The sequence below is a fragment of the Lewinella sp. LCG006 genome (assembly GCF_040784935.1).
Taxonomy (GTDB): Bacteria; Bacteroidota; Bacteroidia; order Chitinophagales; family Saprospiraceae; genus Lewinella.
In genome coordinates this window covers 4260189-4285374 of sequence record NZ_CP160680.1, presented here as the reverse complement: position 1 = coordinate 4285374, position 25186 = coordinate 4260189, and the positions used below count along the sequence as shown (strand labels likewise).

Sequence of the window (25186 nt, the reverse complement as noted above, 5' to 3'; positions counted from 1 at the left end):
ATTTATTGAATAACAACATTTTAACAAGTAGAAACAATCCATTCCACTCTAGCCAAGACCATTACTATAAAAATTTCACCCAAAATATACATCCAACCAAAGTAAGTAAGGCTTTCAAAATGATAGAGAGCAAAGCCAAGGGACAGTAGACAATAACTCATGTTCATTAGCGCAATCCCCTTTAAATAAGGCCTTGACTCATCCTCTTTCTTCTGGTAACAATAAACATCATAAACCGCAAACAAGCACGGCAAGATTGCTAAGACATAAAGTGTTGACGGCGGAATACCAAAAACAGCCTCCAATTTCACCAAAACTACACCTAACAAAAAAGCCGAGAGCAATGCCCCTGCACTATCAATGAGGAATAAAACCCGAGGATTAGCCTTGGCCCATTTGACCATTTGGTCGATCATTGTTGTGGATATTACGCTCGACTGGTCAAGCATTCCCTATTTCCAATGGATAAGCCAGCAGGATCACCTCCGAATGACAAAGGTTATTCTGGATACCAGGAGTGAGCTTCCTGATCATGAACCCGTAATTAGGCAACTCCGCTTCCAGGAAGGGTTTGATTTCAAAAAACTCTGTTGGATTGTGGTAGATAGCAAGGGAAAGTACCGGTCGATATTTCTTGAGTGCCTGTATTCCTCCCTGGACAAAATGCATTGCGTAGCCTTCGATGTCGACCTTAATGAACCGGGGCTTAATGCCATGCTCTTTCACTAAAGTATCAAAGGAGCGTTGCTCAATTTCAATGACATCGTATTTACCGCGTTTTCGCATGAGGGAAAAGCCTGCCGAACCCGTATCGGGAAGCTCAATGGCTGGCAGATCGTCTTCGGTACTGATAGCCACATTGATGACCTCGTACTTTTCACGCGGGATGCCCGCTTTTTCCATATTCCGATGGTAAGCATTAATACTATGCTGGGACATTTCTATGGAATAGATTTTTCGATAATCGTAGCTACTTAAAGCAATAGCAGAGTCCCCAACGTAAGCGCCAACATCCACAAAATCTTCGCCCTTTACATATTCGATAAGCGATGGAGGTAGTAGGCTAAGACCATGGTAAAAATAAAAAACCGAAGCCTCGATACTATCCTTGGGAAGATCATACTGCTTACTTACTTCCTGCAACTTCGAATTGATCGCTTTCACCGTTGCTTGCGATTCTACGGGCAAAAGACCTCCGACAACGGGGCGGTTCTTGCTCATCTTCTCTTTATTACTTTCATCCGGATACGCTAGAAAACGCTGACAGACCGTCTCTACTACCTGGACGGAGATTTGATCCAGGTCTTGCATCAATCTATTTTTTACTGCGGTCAGAGGATTTTTCTCAAAATAAGTTTTAAAACTTCCACCTAAACTATCCGTGATAAAGATAGTATACGGGGCTCTTATTCGATTTAGATAATTGATCAAATTGGTCAACGCAAAATACAGTTTGGGCATTTTTGCTCTGAGGGTAGCACCTATACTTGACATATTGTTGGTTTGAATTATGCGGGGGGGATGTCTGCAATTAGTGACGACGAATTAAGCGTTAAGTCTGACCTTCGACGTATTAAAATAGAGCGATGAAAAAAACAAAACCTATCCCTCGCTCTTTATCGCCTCCCAGGTCGCATACAAACTCTCCTGTGCAGGGCGGTCAGCGGGCACTTCTCTTAAGGGTTCGCAAACTTCCAGTTGGGCGTGTAATTCTGAGGGGAGTTGCTGGTAGAGGCGAGTTCCTTTGGTTTTCCAGGCCAGCATTTCGTCGCTCACCTCCTTGATGATCTTGGCGGGATTACCTACCACCAGACTGCGTTCGGGAATGATAGTTTTGGCTTTTACGAAGGAGAGTGCACCGATGATGCTCCCCTCCCCTACGACTACTTCGTCCATGATGACACTGTTCATGCCGATCATGACATTTCGCCCCAGGTGAGCACCGTGGATGATGGCACCGTGCCCTACGTGAGCACCTCGCTCCAATAGGACCGTCACACCGGGAAACATGTGGATGGTACAATTTTCCTGCACATTACAACCGTCTTCGATCACAATTCCACCCCAATCACCCCGTAGCGCGGCACCAGGGCCAATATATACGTCGGCACCGATGATAACATTGCCCGTCACGGTGGCTTGTGGATGAACAAAAGCAGAAGGATGAACAACGGGTTGAAACCCTTTAAAAGCGTAAAACATAGCGTCGGATTTGTGTGGACTGAATGTACTAAAATTGATTGGATTAGTACCCAAATCCTCCGGTACCATGTACTTGGTAGAAGGTAGAGGGACTTTGATTTCGTAAAATGGTAATCATTCGCAGTTATTAGACTGGTTCTGTTGTTTTGTCATCTAGCCATTCTTGGGTGAAGTGCTCACGGTGTTTGGGTTGACTAAATTTTTCGGCATTGTAAGCAGCAGATTCACCTCGGGGGATAGATAGGCTCAGCCATTCGCTACCCTTGAGCATCCGGCCAAGGTACACCATTTGTCCAACGTGGTAAGCATAATGCGCCAACTGACGGTTGATAGCCTCTACCACGGTGTGACCCATATTGCGGATGTAAATGATGGTATCAAAATGTTCCTCAGTGATACTGTCCAAGGCACTAAACAAACACTGCCAGCCAGCTTCCCACTTTTCTTCCAGTTCTTGGCGGTCTTTAATATCGGCATCAAATTCTGCTTCGCGTTGGCGCCATTCCTTTTCGCCATCAGCGGTCAGGAAATCCGTCCAACGCGACAACATATTCCCCCATAGATGTTTGACGATAATGGCGATAGAGTTGCTCTCCGGATTGTATTGCCAGAAGAGCTGATCATCCGCTAATTGCGCCAGCGTACGATCTCCCAGCGTTTTGTAATATTGGAATTGTTGGCGGGCACTATCGAGGTAGTTGGTGGTCATTTGGTGTATTTTTTATCTGCGGCACTTTTTCGCTCGCGTGAAAAAAGTGCCGCAGACCAGCTACACGAATTTACAAAATTGATCTGATTTCCAGATGGTTTGATGATTGTCATGACAAACCCTCCAACTAATTCATCATATCTTCACCCCGTCAGACGGGAAGCATCGCGTCTCTACGGCGGTAAAACTATCAAACCTTCAAACCAGCTAACTAATCATTACTGCTTCACCCAGCCCGCCGTCATCTGTCCTGCAGGGCTTTTGACTTGCACCCAATAACTGCCAGCCGGTAGCTCGTCCAGCGAGGTTTCCCAAGTCATTTGTTGGAATGCCTTTTCCGTTGTCCACTCCCCCAGCAAACGTCCGCCTATGGTATAAACATTGATGGCTACTTCGCCTAGGAAGTCGTTCTCCAACTGAATGTGGAGCAGGTCATTGCTAGGGTTGGGACCTATAGTAAGTTTGCCCCAAACCTGAAGAATATCGGACAGGTTAGTCGTCATGATCTCTCCCTCCTCATTTACCAAAATGACCATAGCGTTGGCATCAGCATCCTCAATAATCTCACCATAAACGAGCAGAAAACCGTTCTCCAGTACATCGATTCCATTGATGGTTAATAAATGAGGAAGGTCGCTGGTAGTCTGAGTAATCAAATTTCCCGAAAGGTCATAAACCTCATAGTTGAATAGAAAACGATCCTCTTCACTTTCAATGTTTGGATTACGACTACAACCTATCAGAACAATTTGCTCCTCGTTCAAAAAGTTTACTCGCGCACTAATCTGGGTATTGACAGAGGTGAAACTTCCCTCTTCGGTTCCAGTCGCACCATCCAATACATGAACAAAATATACTGGTGCTTGACCTCTCTCCTGTAAATTGATACCCAGTAGTGCCGTTTCGGTCACAGGATTGGCGACCAAAGGGTAGCTGCTGGTTCCATAATCGTCAACATTGTCTCCTGTAAGCAAATTCAGCTCGGTTTCCCATACCAACCCGTCATCTAAGCTCAGCTTACGGACGGTTGCCGTATTATTGTCATTAGAAAAACGGGTATTGACAAATCCAACCGCGTTGGTTGCCAGACTAGAAAAATTATCCGGCTTTTCGGGAAGTTCCAGCGTTTGCCTCAAGGTAACTTCTGCTGTTTCGATGTCTACCTCATAGGTCAGATTGACCTCACCACCTCCGTAAGGCTCATTGTTTACGTTAATTCCCAGTTTGCCAGAAGGCAACCAAATCATGGCTAGAGAAGAGATAATTTGATCTTCGAAGTCAATTACATTGGTTTGGCTGGTCAGATTACCACTCTCGTCGTAAATATCCAGCCGTAAGCCAAAGATGAAAAATCCATCTTCAATAATACTCAGCGAAGCAACTCCTCCGTTTGGTAGTGCCAGCATCGAATAAACAATGCCGCCCTGGTTCTCCTCCACCGTGATAGAATTAAGGAGCTCTCCATTGAGGTCCAGCGTGTTGACAATAAAGAATAAACCACCATTTCCACCTCGTCTTATTCCGGCATAGAGCTGTCCCTCAACCATTTGCACGTTGACCGTTTCTTCCCGTACTGGTAAGCTTAATGGTCGATTCAAATTCGCCAGTACCGTCTGTTCGCCAGAATTGAGATCCATGCTAACCAATTCACCGATAACACTCATGTATTCCCACACACCCTCTTGCCGAAATTTAGCACTCTGAAGTAGGCTTCCCTCCTTGGGGTAACTAGCTATAACCTCATACTCCGAGCCACTTAGATTACGCATTTGATAGATCGTAGTCCTCCCAAGAATCCAGATAGCATCATCGTACTTAACAATCAGCGAAGAGGAATTAGCGCTTACTGAACTAGAAGACGAAATATTGTTTAAAACACTTCCATCGCTCAAATTGAGCGTAATTATCTGGTCAAAAAGATAATCGTACAGGTATAGCTCATCTCCTGCAGAGAAACTTTGAAACACCCCCACAACACCATCATCGGTATTGAGACTGGTACGCCAAAGGGTACTACCATCGGAACCTAGCTTGATAATTTCCACCTGATTGATATGGGTGGGCGTATTGTTGTCGGCTACGACGATCACTTCTCCATTACCAAGGGCTTCCAGATCAAAAACAGCACCTTCTGGTAGATCAAGCAAAACGTCATAGGCTGTTTCGTGCGCTGCATCGATCATCCGTACTCGGTAGTCAGAAAGGTAGGGAAAACCCGAAGTGCTTTGCTGGTAGGTGACAAAGAAGTTTTGCTGCTCATCGATGGCTGTTCGTACAGGGCTATCTGAGAACTCCCCACCAAAAATGATGCGATCTGTTTCTTCTCCATTAGCATCCAGATACTGAACCATAACATCAGCAAAAAAACCATCTGCAACATTTATCCGGGAGGCAACAGCTGCACCGCCATTACTCACTTCCTCCGCTGCAAGTAAAGTTTGATTAGCGGGTTGTACGACGATAGTACTATCTAACTCACCCGTCACTAAATTTAACTGGTAGTTCGCCAAATCGAAATCTGTCTGTCCCGCATAATTACCATAGGCGTGAAACAAATAATGACCATCGTCTTGTCGGGTAAAATCCCGGATAAAATTCAAGGATCCCGTTTCTCCAAAATAGTAGGTGAAAGGAGTCTGGGCATAAGCAAAGGCCGAGGCGAATAGCCCCATAAGGAGCATTACATTTTTCATGAGCGCGTTATTATATGTTAAAGAAATGTAAGTTGTCTGCTTCGCAAGAGCGAAAAACAGCATAACAGGCAGCAATTTACAACATTCTAAATATTAACCAACAAGGGAGAAACACCAAAAACAAAATTTAAGTCGATAATATACTATCCACTTAATTACACAACTCCAGCCATCTAAAGGCTAGCTCAGGTAAAATCGAGGAGCTTCCTATTACCTTCAACAAAGAGATAATTAACACACTATCAGACAAAAAACACAAAATCATTATTAAAAATCGTACCTTTGCGGCTTAATTCGGAAACGCCTGCTTTTCATTCCCGTCGTTTCTTCATTCGTAGTCCTATTTTAATGTCAGATTTTTCTTCTCTGGGCTTGTCCCAACCGCTTTTAGATGCTATTGCTGAATTGGGTTTTGTAGAACCTACCCCCATCCAACAAGAGGCTATTCCTTTTCTGCTTGCCGGTAACCGTGATTTGGTCGGATTGGCACAAACAGGTACGGGTAAAACCGCTGCTTTTGGCCTCCCACTCATCGACCGTATGGACCTCAGCATGGGTAAGCCGCTGGGCTTGGTACTGGCACCCACCCGTGAATTGTGCCTGCAGATCACTAAAGAATTGCAACAATTCGCCCTTTTCCGCCCCATGCTCAACATCACCGCCGTATATGGTGGTGCCGATATATGGGTGCAGATGAAACAAATTAAAGCCGGCTCTCAGTTAGTAGTCGCTACTCCTGGTCGTTTGCGTGACCTCATCAAGCGTAAGGCCATTCAGCTCGATTCCATCACCACCGTGGTACTGGATGAAGCGGACGAGATGCTCAATATGGGTTTCAAGGAAGAGATCGACGAAATTCTGGAAAGTGTTCCTACGGAAAGACGTACCTGGCTGTTTTCGGCCACCATGCCCAAGGAAGTACAACGCCTGACCAAGCACTACATGCACGATCCCCACGAAATCAAAGTGGGCGATACCAGTCAGACCAACGAAGATATTGACCATCAATTCATTATTGCTCGACCACGCGAACGCTTGGAAGTGTTGCGCCGTTACCTCGATTCCGACCCAGAGCTTTACGCACTGGTTTTCTGTCGTACCCGGGCCGAGACGCTAAGCTTGTCCGACGATTTGCAGCGGGATGGTTACGCGGTAGATGTCCTCAACGGCGACCTTTCCCAAGCTCAACGCGATCGCGCGATGGAGCGTTTTCGCAGCAAGCGTGTACGTATTTTGATTGCTACCGATGTGGCTGCTCGCGGACTTGATGTGCAAGGCATCACCCACGTTTTTCACCTCAACATCCCCGATGATTGGGCCTTCTACACCCACCGTTCCGGTCGAACCGGGCGCGCTGGCGACAAAGGCAAATCCATCATGCTCATTCACCCCAATGATCGGCACAAGCTACGGGGCCTCGACCGCCAGTTGAACCTCCAATTTAATGAAACCGAGCCACCTAGCGTCCTCGGCCTGGTAGAGCGCCGCCTTCAACGTACCTTCCAAAGCTTGCTCGAAACCAAGACCATTCCTTCCCTTGCTCCTATTACTTCGGAGTTGGAAGTGACCCTTTTCGACCTGAGCAAAGAAGAACTGATCCAACGGGTCGCTGCGCTTACCTTCGGTGAACTACCGGTTCATTATCAGCGCGAGGCCTTGCATTTACTTGATCCTCGCACCTCCAGCAAAGATCACCGCAAGGAAAAAGAACCCCGCAAACCTTCTGGTAAATACCAGCGGATGTTTATCAACATTGGCAAAAAAGAAGTCGCTGGTATTCCTGAGTTCGTTGAATTCGTCTGCTTCTTTGGTGAAATCGATGCTAAAGCTATCGGCGATGTTGAACTACGCGACAAGCACACCTTCTTTGACGTTGACCACGCGATAGCTGGAGCCCTCGTCAAAAAATTCAAAGGCGCCGAATGGGAAGGCCGCGCCATGAGGGTCAACTTCGATGACGGCCCCAATGGTGGTGGTGCTGCAGGTGGCCGCCGCGAACACGGCCCCAAGAAAGACCGCAGCTTCTCCAAGAAGGGTTCTTTCAAAAAGAGAAAAGAGAAGAAATTTGGTTTCCCAAAACAGAAGAAGGGGAAGCGGAAGTAGGGTTGATGGTTAGATGGTTGTTGGTTGATGGTTGTTCCCGCAGAGACGTAGCAGCTACGTCTGAATCCCACATTAAAACACAACATCCATATACAAAACAGTCCTGAAAGGACGACATAAAAAGGGGTGGGACGCCAAGTCCTACCCCTTTCTATATTTCTCGCCCTAAGTGATTCAAACCCCTACCGCACCAGCCAGCCATCACCAAATCCGGCGGGAGGGCTAACAAAAACCAGCTTGCCGTCTTCATTTTCGGCCATCAAGACCATGCCTTGGCTAAGGATGCCTCTCATTTTGCGGGGAGCCAGGTTGGCGACCATCACCACTTGCTTACCGATAATATCTTTGGGTTGGTAATGCTCGGCAATACCTGACAATACGGTCCGCTCTTCAAAACCCAGGTCGAGGGTCAATTGCAGTAATTTATCTGCTTTGGGTACTGCACTGGCAGCTTTGATGGTAGCTGTCCTTAAGTCCAGCTTGGTAAAATCATCGAAGGTAGCTTCAGCTTTCACGGCTGGGCGTTCGGGGCCTTTTTCTTCCGCGAGGATGGCTTCCAATTTGGCTTTTTGACGGTCAATGATTTGCTTACGGCTGTCGTCTTTGCGGTCGATGATTTTTGGGAATAATACATCTGATTGACCGATAGCTTGCCCTGGTGCCAACAACCACTCGCCTTTGGCAAGTTTATTGAGCGTTTCCTGGAGTTCACCCTGCTGAGCGGGCTCCTGCCCTACCAATGCCCGCAATTTAGGCGCAATAAAAGGTAGAAAAGGTTCAATCAACTGAGCGATCAATGCAGTCACTTGAAGACTCACATTGAGCGACGTGGCTATCCTTGGATCATCAGGATTTTCCTTGGCCAATGTCCAGGGTGCAGCATCTTGTAGATAGGTGTTGCCCCAACTCGCAATTTCTACCACATAAAAAGCTGCTTGCTTAAAATTGAAGCCTTCAATATCGGCTACCAACTGATCTGTAAAAGCTTTCACTGGTGCCAAAATGCCATTGACATCTGCATCCGTGGCGGGTACCTTACCATCAAAATATTTGTGCGTAAGCACCACTACGCGGTTGATGAAGTTACCCAACTTATCCGCTAGTTCCTTGTCGTGAAAATCCACAAACTCGTCCCACTTGAAATCAGCATCTCTGGTTTCGGGCATATTGCGCACCAGTGCCCAGCGCAGCGCATCTACGGCATTGGGAAAATCCTTGAATTCTTCGAGGTATTCGTGCTGTTCGATTCCCCAACCCCGGCTTTTGCTAAATTTCTGTCCTTCAAAATTGAGGAAGGAATTCGCAGGTACATTGATGGGCAGATTATAGTCGCCGTGTGCTTTGAGCATCGCAGGGAAAATAATACAGTGGAAGACAATGTTGTCCTTCCCAATAAAATGGATCAACTGGGTATCTTCTCCCTTCCAATAAGCTTCCCAGTCTTTACCGTTTTCTTCCGCCCACTGGCGGGTGCTGGAAATGTAGCCAATCGGAGCATCGAACCATACGTAGAGGACCTTGCCTTCTGCTCCTTCGATGGGTAACTTAATACCCCAATCCAGATCACGCGTAATAGCTCGTGGCTGCAAGCCTTCCTTGAGCCAACTCAGGCACTGCCCCAGAACGTGCTTTTTCCAAAGCTTTGGATCATGGTGTTGCTTCCCATCCAGGGTTCCGTTCTCGATCCATTCGGTCAGCCACTCGGCGTGTTTGTCCAGTTTGAAATACCAGTGTTTGGTTTTACGTAAAATGGGCTGCTTACCACTAAGGGTAGAAACCGGATTGATCAACTCCAGCGGAGACAAATCCGAACCACAATTCTCACACTGGTCGCCATAAGCTTCGGCGTGACCACATTTCGGACAGGTGCCCTTGATATAACGATCTGCTAAAAACTGATCGAAATCCTCATCGTAGTACTGCTCCTGCTCCCGAATTTCAAATTGGTCACCCAGCTCGTTGAGCTTGAGAAAAAACTCCTGCGCCGTCTCATGGTGCAAAGGAGCACTCGTCCGGTGGTAATAATCAAAAGATATGCCTAAATCCTGAAACGTTCCTTTGTTCAGGGTGTGGTACTTATCAATAATTGCCTGAGGGGTGATCCCTTCTTTCTTTGCTCTGATGGTAATGGCTGCACCGTGTTCGTCACTACCACAAACCCAGACCACATCCTTACCCATCGCCCGTAAATAGCGGACGTAGATATCGGCAGGCAAGTAAGCTCCGGCCAGGTGCCCAAGGTGCAAAGGACCATTGGCGTAAGGTAAAGCTGAGGTAATGAGATAACGGTTCATTTCGTAATTTGAATTAAAATCTGAATGTAAATTAAGATCAGTCAATTCTTCCGACTTTTAGTGCGGGATGCGGGATGCGGTTAATACTTCCGACTTCCGACTTCCGACTTCCGACTTCCGACTTCCGACTTCCGACTTCCGGGGGCTAAATTAAAGTAATGATCGCGGACTTGAAAAAGTTTCCGTTAAAGCTTATCATTCCTCTTTCTCGTCTTCTTCATCTGTGAGCCATGCAGGATGAACGAACTCCCTGATTTTTTCAAAAGAAACAAAAAGCTCAATTTCCCCAGCTGCGTAGGGTGCTATTTCGTAAGGCGCATAAACGAAAAACACCCCTTTATCGGTAAAACCATAATTTTCGTTGGGCGCAATTTCTTCATCAAAAAGAAAGGTATTTAGTGGTGCAGTTTCTCCGAGGTTATACTTCCTACGCACAGCATTTGCTAATGCCCTGCTGACTGCTTCTACATAGCCTGGCAAGAGCACATCACTTAACTTCAGCACTTTCCGCTGCTCCAGATCATAGCTCCCAACTATGGTAGCATACATACCGTGCGCCCCTCCTGTGTAAGAATAATCTGTAAACCCGAGGGTCAATAAATTGGGGGCATTATAATAAACCTGCACGGAAGTGTTGTAGGAGTAATTGAAACTCAAAAAAGCATCGGGTTCAGCGAGCGAGTCAATGATTCCAGCTTCTTTCATAGAGGCCATTTCCTCCCTAAAATCATGGTACAAGCTGTTGCGTTCTTCCGTTAACTTTGCTAGCAAATCATCAGGATTACCGGGCGCACTTCCTTCCAGCAATCCTCTGGCGATTTGCTCTCTCAGAAAATTGCGCTGGTCTTTTGACAATTTGTCTTCTGCAACATCCAACCACTCTAACGAATAGGAAAGTACTGGCGATGCAGCCCACTCGGGATAAACAACCAGGGAGTCCTGTATCCAATAACCTTTTAGCGGTACGGCATTCTCGCTTTTTTGCACCCGAAAATCATAGACGTCTTTGCCATTGCTATGCTGCCAAAGCCCTGAAAATTCTCCATTCTCTTCCCAACGCCCTTGAAACAAATGAGGTTCAGCATCCCAGGCACCTTGTTCGGTAAGAATAAGACGGTTGCCATTTTCCAGGTTACCGTAGATTCCAATCGGACCACCATAATCGTCGTAGCGGTAAAAGCCGCGGAAATATCTCCCTTCGCGTCCTTGCGAGTTGGATTCTTCCTGGAGTTCCATGCTGATCGCTAAATCGCCTAAGGACCCTTGGAGGTGGTAATATCGATTCGTTTCCTGTGGCACTAAAGCACGCTCCTCTGCCCGCAGGTGCTCCGTCCCGACAGCGGTATCAGACTGGCAGGCACTCCCCATAAGCAGTACTAATAAACTCCCCAGCAAAGTCCAATTCCAGTAACGAATCATGTACATTTCTAATTTTGTCGCAAAATTAACATCCCTCCACTAAGGTTGATCCTTTTTCTCGTCTATTTTGTTGATCAGTTACCTTTTTTATTGGATTCTCTCGAAAATATTTACCTTAACGGGCTTTTTGCAAAAAAAATAACAGGTTTCGAGCTACTTCGTACTTGTTGATTAAAATTATACCAAATGGAACAACCGACAGAAAACAAAGCCAATCTACGTCCCAAGCACCATAACATGAAAAAGTGGAGTGACCAGATCAAAGGGGAAGATTCCTGGACCATGTTTAAAGTAGTATCCGAATTTGTCCAAGGCTTTGAAACCCTTAATCTGGTCGGGCCTTGTGTAAGTATCTTTGGCTCGGCCCGAACAAAACCCGATCATCCCTACTATAAACTTGCCGTGCAGATTGCCCAGCATCTCACCGAAGAAGGCTATGGCGTCATCACTGGTGGAGGCCCTGGTATTATGGAAGCAGGTAATAAAGGTGCCCACCTCAACGGTGGCAAATCAGTAGGGCTAAACATTCACCTCCCTTTCGAACAAGGTTCAAACCCGTATGTAGACCACGATAAAGATATCAATTTCAAGTATTTCTTTGTCAGAAAGGTGATGTTCGTAAAATTTGCGCAGGCTTTTATTGCACTACCCGGCGGCTTTGGCACCCTCGACGAACTGTTTGAAGTACTGACGCTGGTGCAAACCGGAAAGATCACCCCCGTTCCCGTCATCCTGGTCGGGTCAGCATTCTGGGGAGGCCTCAAAGAATGGATCAAAACCACCATGCTGGAAAAAGCAGGAAACATCAGCCCTAAAGATCTTGATCTCATTCCGATTGTAGACACTTCGGAGGAAATCATCCAAATCATTAACGAATTTTACGAAGTGAGAGCAAGAGAGCTGCGGCCAAATTATGAGTTGTAGCGGATTTGCGGCGCATCCGTTTTTTACCATACACCTAAATAATATCATGTTGAAACACTCCATTTTTAGTCTTCTCCTGAGTGGCTTATTGCTTTTCAGTTGCGACACCACCAGTACCTTATCCAACGTAAGTTCTACTCCAGTAGAGTTTGTGATCCTCCAACTCAATGACGTCTATGAAATTGCTCCTTTGGAAGGTGGCAAAGTGGGCGGTTTGGCGAGGGTGGCAGGTTTATTACGCCAACTTGAAGCCGAAAATCCTAATACCATTGCCGTCATGGCTGGTGATTTTCTCAGTCCCTCCTTCATGGGCACCCTCAAATTGGACAATGGCGAGCGGATTGCTGGTTTACAGATGGTAGAAACCCTCAACGCACTGGGCCTTGATTACGCTACTTTTGGCAATCACGAGTTCGATCTCAAGGATGCCACGCTGTTGGAGAAACGAATTGACCAGAGCCAGTTTGAGTACATGTCGGCCAATGCTTATTGTGTAGATGGTGAGCAACAAAGGGCTTTTCAACAAAACGGCAAACCGGTACCCGCCTTCAGCACTTATACCTTCGAGCAAAATGGTGCTACTTACAACGTGGCACTTGTAGGCGTTGTGCTCCCTTTTGCACGGCCGCCTTATGTGGGGTACAAAGACGTTGAAGCCACTTTTGCGGAAGCTGTAAAAGCCGCCAGACAAGAGAACGACCTCGTCATCGGACTCACCCACCTCAGTGTGGATGGAGATGAGGCCCTGGCCGCTGCAGTACCTGGCTTACCCCTGTTTATGGGTGGGCACGAACACGAAAACCTCAGTCGCTATGTTGGCCAAACGGCCATCACTAAAGCCGACGCCAACGCCAAGACCGTCTATATCCATCGCGTCACTTATTATCCAGACAGTAAGGTAAGCCGGATTTTCTCTGAACTCGTCCCTATCAACGAGGCTACGCCAGAAGACCCCACAACCGCTGCCGTGGTTGACAAATGGCAAGCTAAAATTGGAGACCTCATCCGTCAGATGGGCTATGACGCTTCCGCTAAACTTACCACACTCAGTAGCCCTCTGATCGGAACGGAAGCAGCCACCCGCTCAAGTCAGACCAACTACGGACTACTCACCAACCAAGCCATCGCCAAAGCCTGGCCAGGAGCGGATGTCTACGCCTTCAACAGCGGCTCGCTTCGGCTCGATGATAACCTCTCGGGCGCCGTTACCGCTTACGATGTCCTGCGTTCCTTCCCCTACGGCGGTCCCGTCGTGCGAATGAGCATTAAAGGAGACCAACTGGCTCACTTCCTCGACACCGGAGAAACAACTAACTTTGGAGAAGGCGGCTACCTCCAACGTTACCAAGCCGAGAAAAAGGGTGAAAAATGGATGATCAATGGCAATCCTTTAGACGCTAGTAAAACCTACGTCATCGTCGTTCCCGAGTTCGTCGCCAAAGGCCTGGAAGCCAACCTGGAATTCCTCAGTGAATACACCTACGACAAGCTGGATGAGTTTGCCGCTAGCGGCGAAGTGGTGAAGAATGATATTCGGGATATGGTGATTTGGTATATGGGGGGGATGTAGGGGGTGGAAGGGTGGAAAGGTGTAAAAGATGTAAAGGTTAGGCATCCCACGTGAAGACGTTTCGCTGCAACGTCTTCACGCCAAAATATCGCCAGGACGAAACACCTGGTTATATACCGCTGGTTCCGATTTCAAAAGAATAGAGGAGCTTGGCTGGCTCCAGAAGGGCTTGGCGCTAAGAATACCGCTCACCAGAAATCAATAGCCCGCTTTTAAGTCTTCAACAGACCTACTATTCTGGTCACTACTTCATTGAGTGCTTCGTCTTCATTACTATAAGTGGAGACAGGGTTTCCTTTGTGTGGAACAGCCTGTAATTCACCAAAGGCAGAAACCGTCCATTGGCACGGGCGCATGATAACAGGTATAATCGTTGCCAGCCCTTGTTGATGGCGAGATAAAGCAATAGGTAGCTCTGTGTCCATTACAAAATCGGTAGCCATAAGATCTGCACTGACTAAAAAAAGGACAATGTCCGCCTCTCCAAGTGCGAACTCAATCTCTTTACTCCACGACTGCCCGGGTTGAATCAGGCTATCATCCCAAATGGTCAGTTGTTCATTACGCTCGTAGATGCGGAGTTGCTTTTTTAGCTTGTCCTTCCATTCGGTATCGGATTTGGAATAGGAAAGGAAGATTTTTTTAGGCTTGGGAGTGGGTGGTTCTACGATCAGAGGTTCCACTTCTTTGTCTTGGTGCTGCTCGAGCCATTGGGAGAGGAAACAGTTGGAAAGGCGGTATTGATCGTTTTCCTCGATGAGGAAGCCAAGGTGAAGAAGTTCACGGATGTGGTTGCGGCATTCGCGGGGGATGTCTTCTGCGCTTTTTGTGCTTTGAAAATTGAAGTGTTTGAGGGCTTTCTGTTCTTCTGGTTCGAGGTGGTTGAAGTCCATCTCGATGAAGTTGGAGAGTAGGCGATCCAATAGAATGTCAGTGGCTTTAGAACTTCTCAAGAATCCTTCGCTAAATAAGTTTCCACATAACAACTGGGTAAGATAGGGGTGTCCGCCGCAAAGGTGAAGGATTTCCAGAATCTGTTCTTTTGCAACTATCGGACGTTCAACTTGAGGAAGATTTTCCTGTCGGATAAGTGCGATGCTGCTTTCATTGTCAAAGCAACCGATATGACACACGGTAAAATTACTAAGAAAAGGAACGCTATCTTTTTCTACGTGATTCAAGCGATAAAGCTGGCTGGTCGCGGTTAGAACCACTTTAAGATTATCGTGTAAATTGACTAGCTGGCGGTGTAAACGACTCCGCGTAGTTTTGGGTAGTTTCAAAAAACTCTCTGCCTCGTCAACCAGAAGATAAACATGCAATTTAGCCTGTTTTGCCGTCTGAAGAGTTTCTTGCAGAAATTTCACGAAATCATCTTGGTGAAAGACATTCTGAAAAACAGTAATATTTTTGTAGTATGCTGCGGTATTTAAAGCATCATTAAAATAGCTACAGCACTCCTGTTCATTCTCACAACCGTCAAGATTTAAAAAGATCGCAATCTGATTCTTTTCCATACCATTGATAGCGAGATATAGCTGCATGAGCAGGCTGGATTTTCCTATGCGACGATTCCCTTTAAGATAGTAAGCGCGAGAATCTTGATGACTTAGTTCATCCAACAGTTGAGTACGGTTGTAAAAGTTGGCGGGGTTGTTAATTCTAGAGCCGCTAATGTAGGGACTACGCATTTTATCAGTTGTCTTTAATTGTTGTATTTTTAGTTGGATTTATCTTAGTATTAATGCTCAGGGAATATCTTCGGGAAGAATCTCTAAGGCATCAGTTGAAAATCCAGGGAGTTCTGCCACTCTTTTAAGCATATTCTCTACCGCGTCAGAACATAGTTTTTGAATCGCCAAAGGTTTACAATCACTTTTTTTGATGATCGCTTCGATAACAGCTTCTGAAAAGGTGTATCGCTGTGCTACCGGTTGAGTAATCAAGAGACGTGCCTGTTCTTCCTTTATTTCTCCAATTCTTATCAATTTCAATTGATTATACCAGGCACTATTTATGTCTTCCGTCAATTCCGTATAACTGACCCCCGCCATTATTACTTTAAGCTCATCACTTTCTTGAAATATCTTACGCATTTTAGATAATGTATCATCCTCATAAGTACGGAATACATCAATTTCATCCATCAGGATTACGATACGTAATAGTCGGTTAGGAGAAGATTTTTTCAGGCGCCGCAACGTTTGTTTTAAATCATATTGAAAATCAAAGAATTCATATTTCTCGCCTTTTTTACTATGAACTTTTCCACTAATACTCTGGATAGTATCAGCAAAATGATACCAAAAATCTTTTTCCAGAGTGCCTTCCAGATCCATATAAACCGGATAAAAAACATACTTATCATCCGAAGCCTCTGCTATATGGTGTTCCAAATAGTACAACAGGGAAGTCTTTCCAATCCGTCGCTCCCCTAAGATTAAAAAGTGGTTGTTATGAATTTGATTTATTATGGATTTTGTGTGCTCTGTTCTACCAAAAAACTCGTTGGGTAGCCTTATCGGTGGGCCTGTGATGTAAGGGTTAAATCGACGTTTAAAAGCTCTTACCTTCAGAGTGGCTATCTCTATATACTGCAATCCCATTTGCAAGAAAAACACCAAAGTATTTAAAATTTTCCTATCTGATTGTATAAAAGGAATAGATTTAGAGAAACCGATTTTACCAATTTCTTTACCGTTGACTAAAACAGGAAAGATGAATTCACCTAATAAATCAAGGCTATCTAGATTGGATATAAACTTGATTCGCTCATAAATAGGAAATTCTCTCAATTGTGATAAGTTGAAATAAGTTTGAGTATCTAATTCATCTCCAGCTAAAAAAATCGATAGGTTAAAATTTTCATCTTCAAATACCTCGTCAATTACCTCTAGCATATTAGTGAAAATACTACTATGAAAAACTGGTATATCTTTAATTAGTATTTCTTCTGTAGAAAGCGACATTAGTTTATCCCATAACCCAAGAGCCTTGGAGGAGAGGTTTAATACATTTAATTCTTCGTATAGTAGGGCGTTACTTATTCCAATGGCCGCTTGAAGAGCAAAACGTTCAAGCTTGGGTAAATCTGTCTCGGTATAATATCCCGGAGTATTATGGTCAAGCATTAGGATACCCAGCACTTTATCTCCGATCAATAGAGGAATACCTACCCAAGATCGAATACTTTTAGTTGCTGTAAATTCCCCATCCCATTCCTTACTCCTAGCTGTATGACTAATTACTTTTGATTCTCGCTGTTTATAGATAGCCCAGATCAGCCTGTCTTCTTTTACTGGACGGGTAAATTCTTTTTCGGTATCAATATCATTTCTTCCTAAATATGCGAGCGTAATTCTTTCCTGATCTGGCCCGTTGATCTGTTGTATAGAAGCTTTGTCATAATCGATAACCCGTTTCAATTGCTCCAAAATATTTTTTGCCATCGGCTGGAGACCTTTATTTTGTGAGATTTCCACCCCTGCCATGTATAAAGCATCTAATTCATCGTACAAGAGGACATTGTATATTGCCAGAGCCGCTTGAGCGGCAAGGCGTTCCAAAATACGCACGTGAGTATTGGTAAATTCCTGTTTTTCTTTCTTATCAAATACTCCCAGTACTCCAATCACTTTACCCTGCAATAACAGAGGAACCTCTACGACTGCGGAAAAGAATGACTTCATTTTGGGAACTTTATATTTTGATTTTGGATAATCATTTTCAATTAAATACTTTCCCGTTCTGGCTACGGTCAGCGCCATACCTACACCATCACTTTGGCGAAGAATTGCACCCAATTTCATTTTCTCATCAGGAAGATTATGCTTCCCAACCAACTGCAAATCCTTCTGACTGCCATTGATAGTGAGATAGATTTCGCCTCCCTCAGCACCCAGTAAGGAGGTTGCTTCTTCCACAATCTTGTTGAGCCGTTTTTCTTGTCCTTGTTCTTTAAGGATAGTCAGGGCGGAATTGTGTACCCCCTCAATCAATTTGCGCTCTTCCTCTAACTCATTAAAAAGTCGGTTACGGTGAATAACGTTGGCCACCTGGTGGCAAAAAATATTGATCACCCGGAGTTCTTCTTGTGTAAAGTGACGAGGTGATCGATAATTGAAATAGATTACCGCTACTTCTTCTAACTCATCTTTTTTCGTTTCCGCTACCAATGATACTCCGATAAAAGACTGAATTTTTTCCCGCCGAATAAAGTCTGAATCCTCAACAAACTGGCGGATTTGTTTGTATATCGCACTGCCGGGTTCGCTAATGAGTTGCGCACCATTAATGTCCCCAAAATAAATCCTTAACGGTTCCTCTTTTGAACCCTCTTCGACCCGAACAGCTCCATATGTCCGGATGAGTGCTGCTATGCCTTTTTGACGAGGTTTAACCGTCAATTTACTCTTGACAAATTTTATCTTTCCTGCCGCTACGTTGTACTCGTTGGCGTAGAATAGCTTTTTTTTGTAATCGTAAGGGTAGATTACTACGGAGGTCGCTTGACTTACTTCACAGGCCAGCGTGGCCACTTTCTGCAAATAGGTTTTAGTGTCCGATAAGGTAGTCATCAACTCTTGGCCAATACGCGCCAATGCCTGGAGAATTTCCAGTTGACGCTGTCCTTGTAGAGCCAATGCTGCTTGGTTGGCAAAATGCTGGATGAGTAATCCGTCATCCGGCGAAAACTTATTGATATCGGTATGCAATACAGTAAGCACACCGAGCTTTTCCTTATTCTTCCCTAAAAGCGGCACAACCAAAATGGAGTGCCCGTTATCTCTTGGATTTACCTTTTGATTGATGAATGCTGAGCCAGTATGCTTATCCAAATCATCAATCAATACATAGCCCCCTTTTTCCATAGCAAAGCCAGCAACACTTTCGCCCGGAGCAGTGGGAATGCGTTCGTCTACTTTCAACAAGCTCGGCATAGAAGAATCGACAAGACGCAGGAACTCGTCTCCCTCTCCATCCTCCTTACTCATCATCCATAAATTTACGGTACCATCAGTCAAATCTTTCACGGCCTCTACCACGTAAGTAGAAAGGTCTTTGAAATTGGTCGCCATTTGTGCCCGTCGACTCACCTCCTCTAAGTGATGTGTCAACTTCTGCCGCTCCATTCCTACAGCTGCGATGGCGGCCATACTGGTTAGAAACTGAAGGTCATCTGGAATGAAGAAATCAGGGTGTTTAGTTTTCACCAAAAGTACTCCAAGCGTGCGATCTCCTCTCCTCAGTGTTACGGCCATTAAACTGCCTGATTCTGCTTCGTGCCTGGTAGAACGATCTTTTTGAGGATCATAAATCCCTTTCTCTTCTTTGGTAACGTCCTTAACGTAAATAGAGCCCTGGCTTTTGGTAAGCTTCCCAATTACTCCTCCCTTCCCTGTCGGAATAATTTCATCTGCTAAGGTCACCTCTTTTCCTGTTTTGGCGATAAGACTTAGTTCTCCTTTTCCTGGCGAGAATCGATACACACATCCATAATCAGCATAAGTGACCTCCAATGCTTTATTTAGAATAGATTTGTAAATAAGTTCTTCGTGGAGAGTACCCGCAAGGTTCTGACTAGTTTCGTGAATAATTCGAGTCTGCTTGGTCAATCGCTGGGCTTGGATATTTTCGCCTGCGATCTTGGCGTATCGCTTCAGATAGCCTCTTTTCTGAGCTGCGTCTTGAGCATCTGCAAAGGTGAATTTTTCCGTTTTGTAACAATCAATCCAACCTACTAACCTACCGTCTTCTAGCCTAAAAGGAAAACTAAGCAGCGACACCCAATTCCGATCAGCAGCTTCCCTATGATGCTGAAAATCTTCTTCGGTAGCTATATCTTCATAATAAACCGAATTCCCACTTTGCATTTTTCTAACCCTGGGATAATTTACTGCATCCATTCTAGTTTTTTCCACAAAATCCCTATCCGCTCCTTTCCCTACATGACCAGTAATTCTATAGTTTGGGTAATCATCCCAGACAATTTCCCATACCAAAATACAATCAAAACCAGTTATTATGCGTAAATCCTCTGCAATGTGATCTGCGATTTGGTTCCGGTGTGTTAATTCTTCCAGCGTAAAAGTCAATTCATTATAATCAATCGGTTTAGACATGATCGCATAGGCTCCCATCGCGTAAGCTCGAATACTTCCCTGAAGATCCTGACCAGACATTACAATAACATCTAGCTTTGGGTAGTCCTTAATGAGCTGATTAACAAGCTCACGACCGGAAACATCTGGGAGTACGAAGTCAATTAAAACCGCGGTATACTCTATATTCTCCTTCCCGAGATTAGTGAGGTGCTCCAACAATTCATTGCCTGCATTAAAGACGTGATCGACCTGTACATCACGGTACTTCAATTGTCGTTGCAGATCCTTGACGAATTGTACATCATCATCTACGATAATGATGTTAGGACGTTTATTCATCTTTCGATTCATTTACAATAGGAAAAAACAACGCAAAAAGACTACCAAGAAATCGAATACTATCGACGTAAGCAAGCTTGCCGTGCATTGCCTCCGTCAAATCCCGGCTAATGTGTAAACCCAGTCCTTGCCTATCTTTATGCTGACTGATATAAGGATAGAAAATTCGCTGGCGTAGATGGTAAGGTATCCCAGGCCCTTGATCAGTAATCAAAATACAGCAAATGTTTTTCTGAGGATACTCACATACTCCTATCTTTACCAAGCGGAGATTTTGTAAAGCTTCTGCGGCAGTCCAACCATGACTGGCATTGATAGTCTGCCACTGATAGTTTTGTTCGTCTACCCATTGAATTGCATTCAAAACTACATTCGTCAGAACCTGTTCCAAATGAATAGGAATACCCCATATTTTCGGCTGACGCGGATCGGTTTCGACGACTAGCTGAATGCCTTTTTCCTGGGCGTTAGGAAGCAGCTGTTGTTTTACCTTTTCTAGAATGGTGTTAAGCGAAATAAATTCCAGTTCAAATTTTGCCAATCGAGTGTAGGCTCGTGTAAGCTCTTTGATCCGTAATAAATCCGGGCCTACATCCGCGACATATTCCCAAAATTCTTCTTTCTTTCCACCTTCTTGCAATTTCTGGCCCATTTCCAGAAAGCCAAACAAAGGTCCCAGTTTATTGTAGAGTTCGTGCAGAAGTGTTCCCATTAATGTGCCTTGTAAGGCCAAATCTTGCTGCTTACGTACAATCTCCAGCATTGCTCCATGTTCCAAGGTCATACTCAAATAAGCACCTGCTGTACGGATTCGGCTGATAGACATTCCCGATATATCACTCCCGTTGTCAAGGACTATTAGCGCATAACGATTCTGAGAGAGAGGAACGGGAATGGATATGCCGTAACAGGAATAAAAGGCAATACCTGGAAAAAAGTTGTGCATTCTGATCAACCGCTTTTGATCATCTTTTTGAGAGATATACAAGGTTTCTCGATCTTCTGCTATATCGCGCACCGCACTGAAGTATAAATTATCTAAATGTTCCGGCAGTAAATTTTCTCCATTAGTGCTATAATCACTTACCACTTCTACGACTTTCTTCAGCCCGTCTACCTTCACCAAGATGGCCCGATTCAAATTGCTAATCAGACACAAGTCTTTCAGTATACCTTTGAGGCGTTCTTGTCGTGATCCCCCTTGCTCCAACTGTTGCTCCAGACTACTGAATAGTCTTTCATCTTTGCTTTCGTGGCTATCTTTTAATATTTTAATCTTTCCGTTCGTCAGCAATCGTAGACCTTCAATAAAACGAATCGCCAAATCTTTAGTAGATGGTTTCTCTAGAAATAACAAGTTCTTACCATATAGCCTTTCAAAATCTTTAATTTTGAACTCCGCGAGTGCATTGTTACTCATCAATGCTATAGCTTGGTTAGGATAGATATGATGCAGGGTTGTAGCTAATTCTATACCGTTATCTACACCATGTAGATTCAAATCCGTTAAAACCAAATCATACAATTCCCCCGATTCTATAGCTTTTAGCGCTGCCGCACTAGAGGTCACTACTTTTACTTTGGCATACAATTCTTTGGTTAACAATTCGGAAACAATTCTACTATCACCAACATTATCCTCCACCAGTAGAATTCGCTGTAGACGATCTAAAGGTTTAGAATAGTGATATTTTACTCTGCTGCTTATTTTTTTGTGATCAAAAGAAGAACGAGAAATCAAATGAATCAACTCCTTCTCAAATTCTGCTTTCAGATTAAGTGGTCCATCTTTTTCCGCTTGAATGAGAGGTTGGATCAAACTTAAGGTAATACGTTTTTTACTGCGGGAGTAATCGATTATTGTTCCTCGTACTTTATCCCCAACCGCTAATTTGTCCCCCGGTAATTGATGGGGTAACAAAGGAATGTCTTTTGAATAAATAACGGCTGTAACCCCTGGAATCAACTGCACGTAGATCGAATTCTTGCGCAGGTAAATAATCTCAGCAAGTACGTTCTGTCCTCTCTCATAAGGCCCTGCATTTGCCCACGGATCTTCTAGATGGCGCAAGGACAGTCGTTGACTTTCCCGTCCGGCCTGTCCGCGCATGAGCACAGCCTCTATCTTTTTTTCTTTCTCAAATTCCAGAGGCTCACTTCTCACACTATCATCCCAACTCCAATCATTTTTATAAATATACCCCCGCCGACGATCAGGCAAACTCACCACCAGCCGACTGGGGTGAATACTGACAATCCTAACTGACACGATAGGGTTTCCTTGGTAGTTTACTTTTTCCGTTGGAATACTCATATTTCTCTCAGAGCCTTGATGATGCTTATCTCCTTTATGTTAAAAATAAGTAAACTATTTGATTAAATTCAATTTAGCCTTTTTTTTATTTTAGCCATATCATTAAAATTAAAACAATAAATCGATTTTAAAGTTAGCTGTTATCGCTTTAACGTTCCCTAGCGGCAACTTAGCTAACCTTCTCCAAAATCGGCACAATTTGAACCCTACACTAATCCTCCCTGTTACCTAACCAAAAACCAAACCATGCCCGAGCTCCCCGAAGTCCACACTTTTCAACAGTATTTTAATGAGGCGGCCCTCCAGCAGACGATTATGCGGGTGGATGTCTCCGACGATAAGATCATCCGAAATAGCGACGGGGCTACTTTTGCCGAAAAGCTAAAAGGTAGAACCTTCGTTGACTCCATGCGGCGGGGTAAATACCTTTTTGCAGATCTGGACAATGGGCATAGTGTCCTCTTGCATTTCGGGATGACGGGAGATTTAAAACTTTATCACGACGATGAGGATCGGCCACGTTTTGAACGCTTTGCTTTTGTCTTTCAGGAGGGGCATCGCCTCGGGTTTGATGATGCCCGAAAATTTGCAAGGGTAAATTACCTCGAAGACCGGGATGCATATATCCTCGAAAAGAAACTGGGGCCAGATGCGCTGGAGATAACAGAAGAGGAATTTCTGGCGGCAATGGAAGGGCGAAAAACCAGTATTAAAGGGTTCCTTTTAAATCAATCACACCTCGCTGGCGTAGGCAATCTCTACGCAGATGAGGTACTCTATCAGACCAGGGTGCATCCGGCAAGTGTTGTAGAAAAAATTCCAAAGGCCAAGAAAAAAGAGATTTTTACCAAAACGCAAGAGGTACTTCACGAGGCCGTCGAGAAATCACCGTATTACAAGCAATATGAGGAAGGTTGGTTTTGGAATAAATGGCGCTTCAACGATCATGTAGCACCGGATGGTAAAAGCAAAGTGGAAAGTGGAAAAATTGCGGGGAGGACTACCTATTGGGCAAAGCCCTGGCAAAAGAAGTACTAAGGACGGGGATATTCGTTGTAAACGTATAAGTCAGCAGGTGCTTCTTCTTGTTCAATCGACTGCTCTTCGGAAATTTGCTCAGGAGCAGGTTGGCGTACGCAAGTAAGCACCAAAGCCGGGCCCACCAGCAAACATACCAAAACGAAAGTGTCAATAAATTTACGCATTGCTCTGTGATTTGTAGGTATTGACGTTCTCAGGTCACTTTTGGTACCCCTCCAAAGTACCTTTAATCCTTCCCTAACGCCTTTTTAAGACTTTTTAACGAAAGGGGGATCCAATTAACAGGTATAAAAGCTACCTAGTTTTTTTTACCTTTGCGAACGAACATTCATTCGTATGGAAGACAGAACAACTTTAGGACAAATTGATACGCAGCTTACCGACGGTATCATGACCATCACTTTCTCACATCCAGCGCACAACAGCCTTCCGGGAAAGCTACTCGCGCAATTGCGCGATGCCATCCGCCAGGCTGGTAGCAATGCAGACTGCCGGGTCATTGTTCTTAAAAGTGGCGGTGACCGTACTTTTTGTGCCGGCGCAAGCTTTGATGAATTGATGGCCATCCAGGATTTTACGGAGGGTAAAGAATTCTTTCTAGGATTTGCGCGGGTCATTAATGCCTTGCGAGAATGCCCAAAGTTTGTCATTGGGAGCGTACAAGGAAAAACCATCGGTGGTGGTGTAGGACTTGCTGCCGCTACCGATTACTGTCTGGCAACTACTTTTGCGGCAGTAAAACTTAGTGAGTTGGCGATTGGAATTGGTCCCTTTGTGGTTGGCCCAGCAGTAGCACGTAGAATCGGACAGAGTGCTTTTCAGCAATTGGCCATCAATGCTACCGAATTCCAAACTGCGGAATGGGCACGCGAGAAAGGATTGTTTACAGCAATTTTTGCCAACACCGAAGAACTGGATGCTGCTGTACTAAAGCTTGCTCAGCAGTTGGCAAAATCAAGTCCGCAAGCCATGCGTGAACTCAAGCGCATCAGCTGGGAAGGCACCGAAAACTGGAACGAACTGCTGGACACCCGCGCAGCCATCAGTGGCGAACTGGTACTCTCCGACTTTACCAGGAATGCGATAGCCGCTTTTAAAAACAAGTAAGCGATACGTAGTAAAAAGACGGAAATAACTGCCTGCTTACCGCAGGTAGGCAGATTTAATCCGTCACGTAGTAATCCCAATCAATGTCACACCAGGATTTACTAAAGGTTTTTTTGAATACACTGGAAGAACAATTAGCAAGTGGAAAGCCTCCATTTGTTCAGAATACATTATGGCGATTGGTAAACCTGGGCTATACGCAAGAAGAAGCCAAAGCGATGATGGCTGGTGTAATGGCTCACCAAATGGCCGATTCGATCTTTGGTGACACGCCTTTTAACCAACTGAAATACCAACTGCTGTTGAATCAATTACCAAAATTACCGGGTTGAGATTGAGCAAACCCTGCGTTTGATTTGTTCAACAT

General features: G+C 44.9%; 17 protein-coding genes. 6 read left to right on the top strand and 11 right to left on the bottom strand.

What is annotated here, in order from left to right:
* Positions 1-20: 20 nt before the first annotated feature.
* The 5 genes from AB0L18_RS15450 to AB0L18_RS15430 form a co-directional block, all read right to left on the bottom strand.
* Entirely contained in the window at positions 21-416 is a 396-nt protein-coding gene (locus AB0L18_RS15450; RefSeq protein ID WP_367388202.1) for a hypothetical protein, read from the bottom strand.
* A gap of 25 nt (positions 417-441) precedes the next feature.
* Positions 442-1311, bottom strand: coding sequence for an FkbM family methyltransferase (locus AB0L18_RS15445; protein ID WP_367388201.1), 870 nt, complete (start codon positions 1309-1311; stop codon positions 442-444).
* Between the two features lie 291 nt (positions 1312-1602).
* On the bottom strand, positions 1603-2202 hold the full coding sequence (locus AB0L18_RS15440) for a transferase hexapeptide repeat family protein (protein WP_367388200.1): 600 nt from the start codon (positions 2200-2202) through the stop codon (positions 1603-1605).
* Positions 2203-2329: 127 nt separating this feature from the next.
* Positions 2330-2911, bottom strand: coding sequence for a DUF1572 domain-containing protein (locus AB0L18_RS15435; RefSeq protein WP_367388199.1), 582 nt, complete (start codon positions 2909-2911; stop codon positions 2330-2332).
* Positions 2912-3129: 218 nt separating this feature from the next.
* Entirely contained in the window at positions 3130-5604 is a 2475-nt protein-coding gene (locus AB0L18_RS15430; RefSeq protein ID WP_367388198.1) for a T9SS type A sorting domain-containing protein, read from the bottom strand.
* A gap of 282 nt (positions 5605-5886) precedes the next feature.
* Here AB0L18_RS15430 and AB0L18_RS15425 point away from each other — a divergent pair, with 282 nt between their 5' ends.
* On the top strand, positions 5887-7707 hold the full coding sequence (locus AB0L18_RS15425) for a DEAD/DEAH box helicase (protein WP_367388197.1): 1821 nt from the start codon (positions 5887-5889) through the stop codon (positions 7705-7707).
* A 182-nt stretch (positions 7708-7889) separates the two neighbouring features.
* Here the strand turns inward: AB0L18_RS15425 and metG are convergent, their stop codons facing one another.
* Both metG and AB0L18_RS15415 read right to left on the bottom strand, forming a co-directional pair.
* A complete protein-coding gene (gene metG, locus AB0L18_RS15420) occupies positions 7890-10046 on the bottom strand; it encodes a methionine--tRNA ligase (protein ID WP_367388196.1) in 2157 nt (718 codons plus the stop codon).
* Positions 10047-10196: 150 nt separating this feature from the next.
* Positions 10197-11420: a DUF3298 and DUF4163 domain-containing protein gene (locus AB0L18_RS15415; protein ID WP_367388195.1), complete on the bottom strand. Its 1224-nt coding sequence runs from the start codon at positions 11418-11420 to the stop codon at positions 10197-10199.
* 237 nt (positions 11421-11657) lie between these two features.
* On the opposite strand from AB0L18_RS15415, the gene AB0L18_RS15410 reads away from it, so the two are divergent.
* Complete coding sequence (locus tag AB0L18_RS15410; RefSeq protein WP_367393155.1) at positions 11658-12344, top strand: TIGR00730 family Rossman fold protein; 687 nt, start codon at positions 11658-11660, stop codon at positions 12342-12344.
* 46 nt (positions 12345-12390) lie between these two features.
* Complete coding sequence (locus AB0L18_RS15405; protein ID WP_367388194.1) at positions 12391-13914, top strand: bifunctional UDP-sugar hydrolase/5'-nucleotidase; 1524 nt, start codon at positions 12391-12393, stop codon at positions 13912-13914.
* 212 nt (positions 13915-14126) lie between these two features.
* Here the strand turns inward: AB0L18_RS15405 and AB0L18_RS15400 are convergent, their stop codons facing one another.
* Genes AB0L18_RS15400 through AB0L18_RS15390 form a run of 3 tightly spaced genes read right to left on the bottom strand, consistent with a single transcriptional unit; the run spans position 14127 to position 22671 of the window.
* Entirely contained in the window at positions 14127-15605 is a 1479-nt protein-coding gene (locus AB0L18_RS15400) for a TIR domain-containing protein (RefSeq protein WP_367388193.1), read from the bottom strand.
* Positions 15606-15662: 57 nt separating this feature from the next.
* Positions 15663-20357 (bottom strand): GAF domain-containing protein, encoded by a 4695-nt coding sequence (locus tag AB0L18_RS15395; RefSeq protein ID WP_367388192.1) that lies wholly within the window; start codon positions 20355-20357, stop codon positions 15663-15665.
* Entirely contained in the window at positions 20350-22671 is a 2322-nt protein-coding gene (locus AB0L18_RS15390; protein ID WP_367388191.1) for an ATP-binding protein, read from the bottom strand. The genes AB0L18_RS15395 and AB0L18_RS15390 overlap by 8 nt, the downstream gene beginning before the upstream one ends.
* Positions 22672-22917: 246 nt before the next feature.
* Here AB0L18_RS15390 and AB0L18_RS15385 point away from each other — a divergent pair, with 246 nt between their 5' ends.
* Positions 22918-23709, top strand: a complete 792-nt coding sequence (locus AB0L18_RS15385; RefSeq protein ID WP_367388190.1) for an Fpg/Nei family DNA glycosylase — start codon at positions 22918-22920, stop codon at positions 23707-23709.
* On the opposite strand, the gene AB0L18_RS15380 is transcribed toward AB0L18_RS15385, so the two are convergent.
* Positions 23706-23876: a hypothetical protein gene (locus tag AB0L18_RS15380; RefSeq protein WP_367388189.1), complete on the bottom strand. Its 171-nt coding sequence runs from the start codon at positions 23874-23876 to the stop codon at positions 23706-23708. The genes AB0L18_RS15385 and AB0L18_RS15380 overlap by 4 nt on opposite strands.
* 172 nt (positions 23877-24048) lie before the next feature.
* Here AB0L18_RS15380 and AB0L18_RS15375 point away from each other — a divergent pair, with 172 nt between their 5' ends.
* Both AB0L18_RS15375 and AB0L18_RS15370 read left to right on the top strand, forming a co-directional pair.
* Complete coding sequence (locus AB0L18_RS15375) at positions 24049-24819, top strand: enoyl-CoA hydratase/isomerase family protein (RefSeq protein ID WP_367388188.1); 771 nt, start codon at positions 24049-24051, stop codon at positions 24817-24819.
* 83 nt (positions 24820-24902) lie between these two features.
* Positions 24903-25151 carry a RuvA C-terminal domain-containing protein gene (locus tag AB0L18_RS15370; RefSeq protein WP_367388187.1) on the top strand — a complete coding sequence of 83 codons (249 nt, stop codon included), beginning with the start codon at positions 24903-24905 and terminating at the stop codon, positions 25149-25151.
* Positions 25152-25186 lie beyond the last annotated feature (35 nt).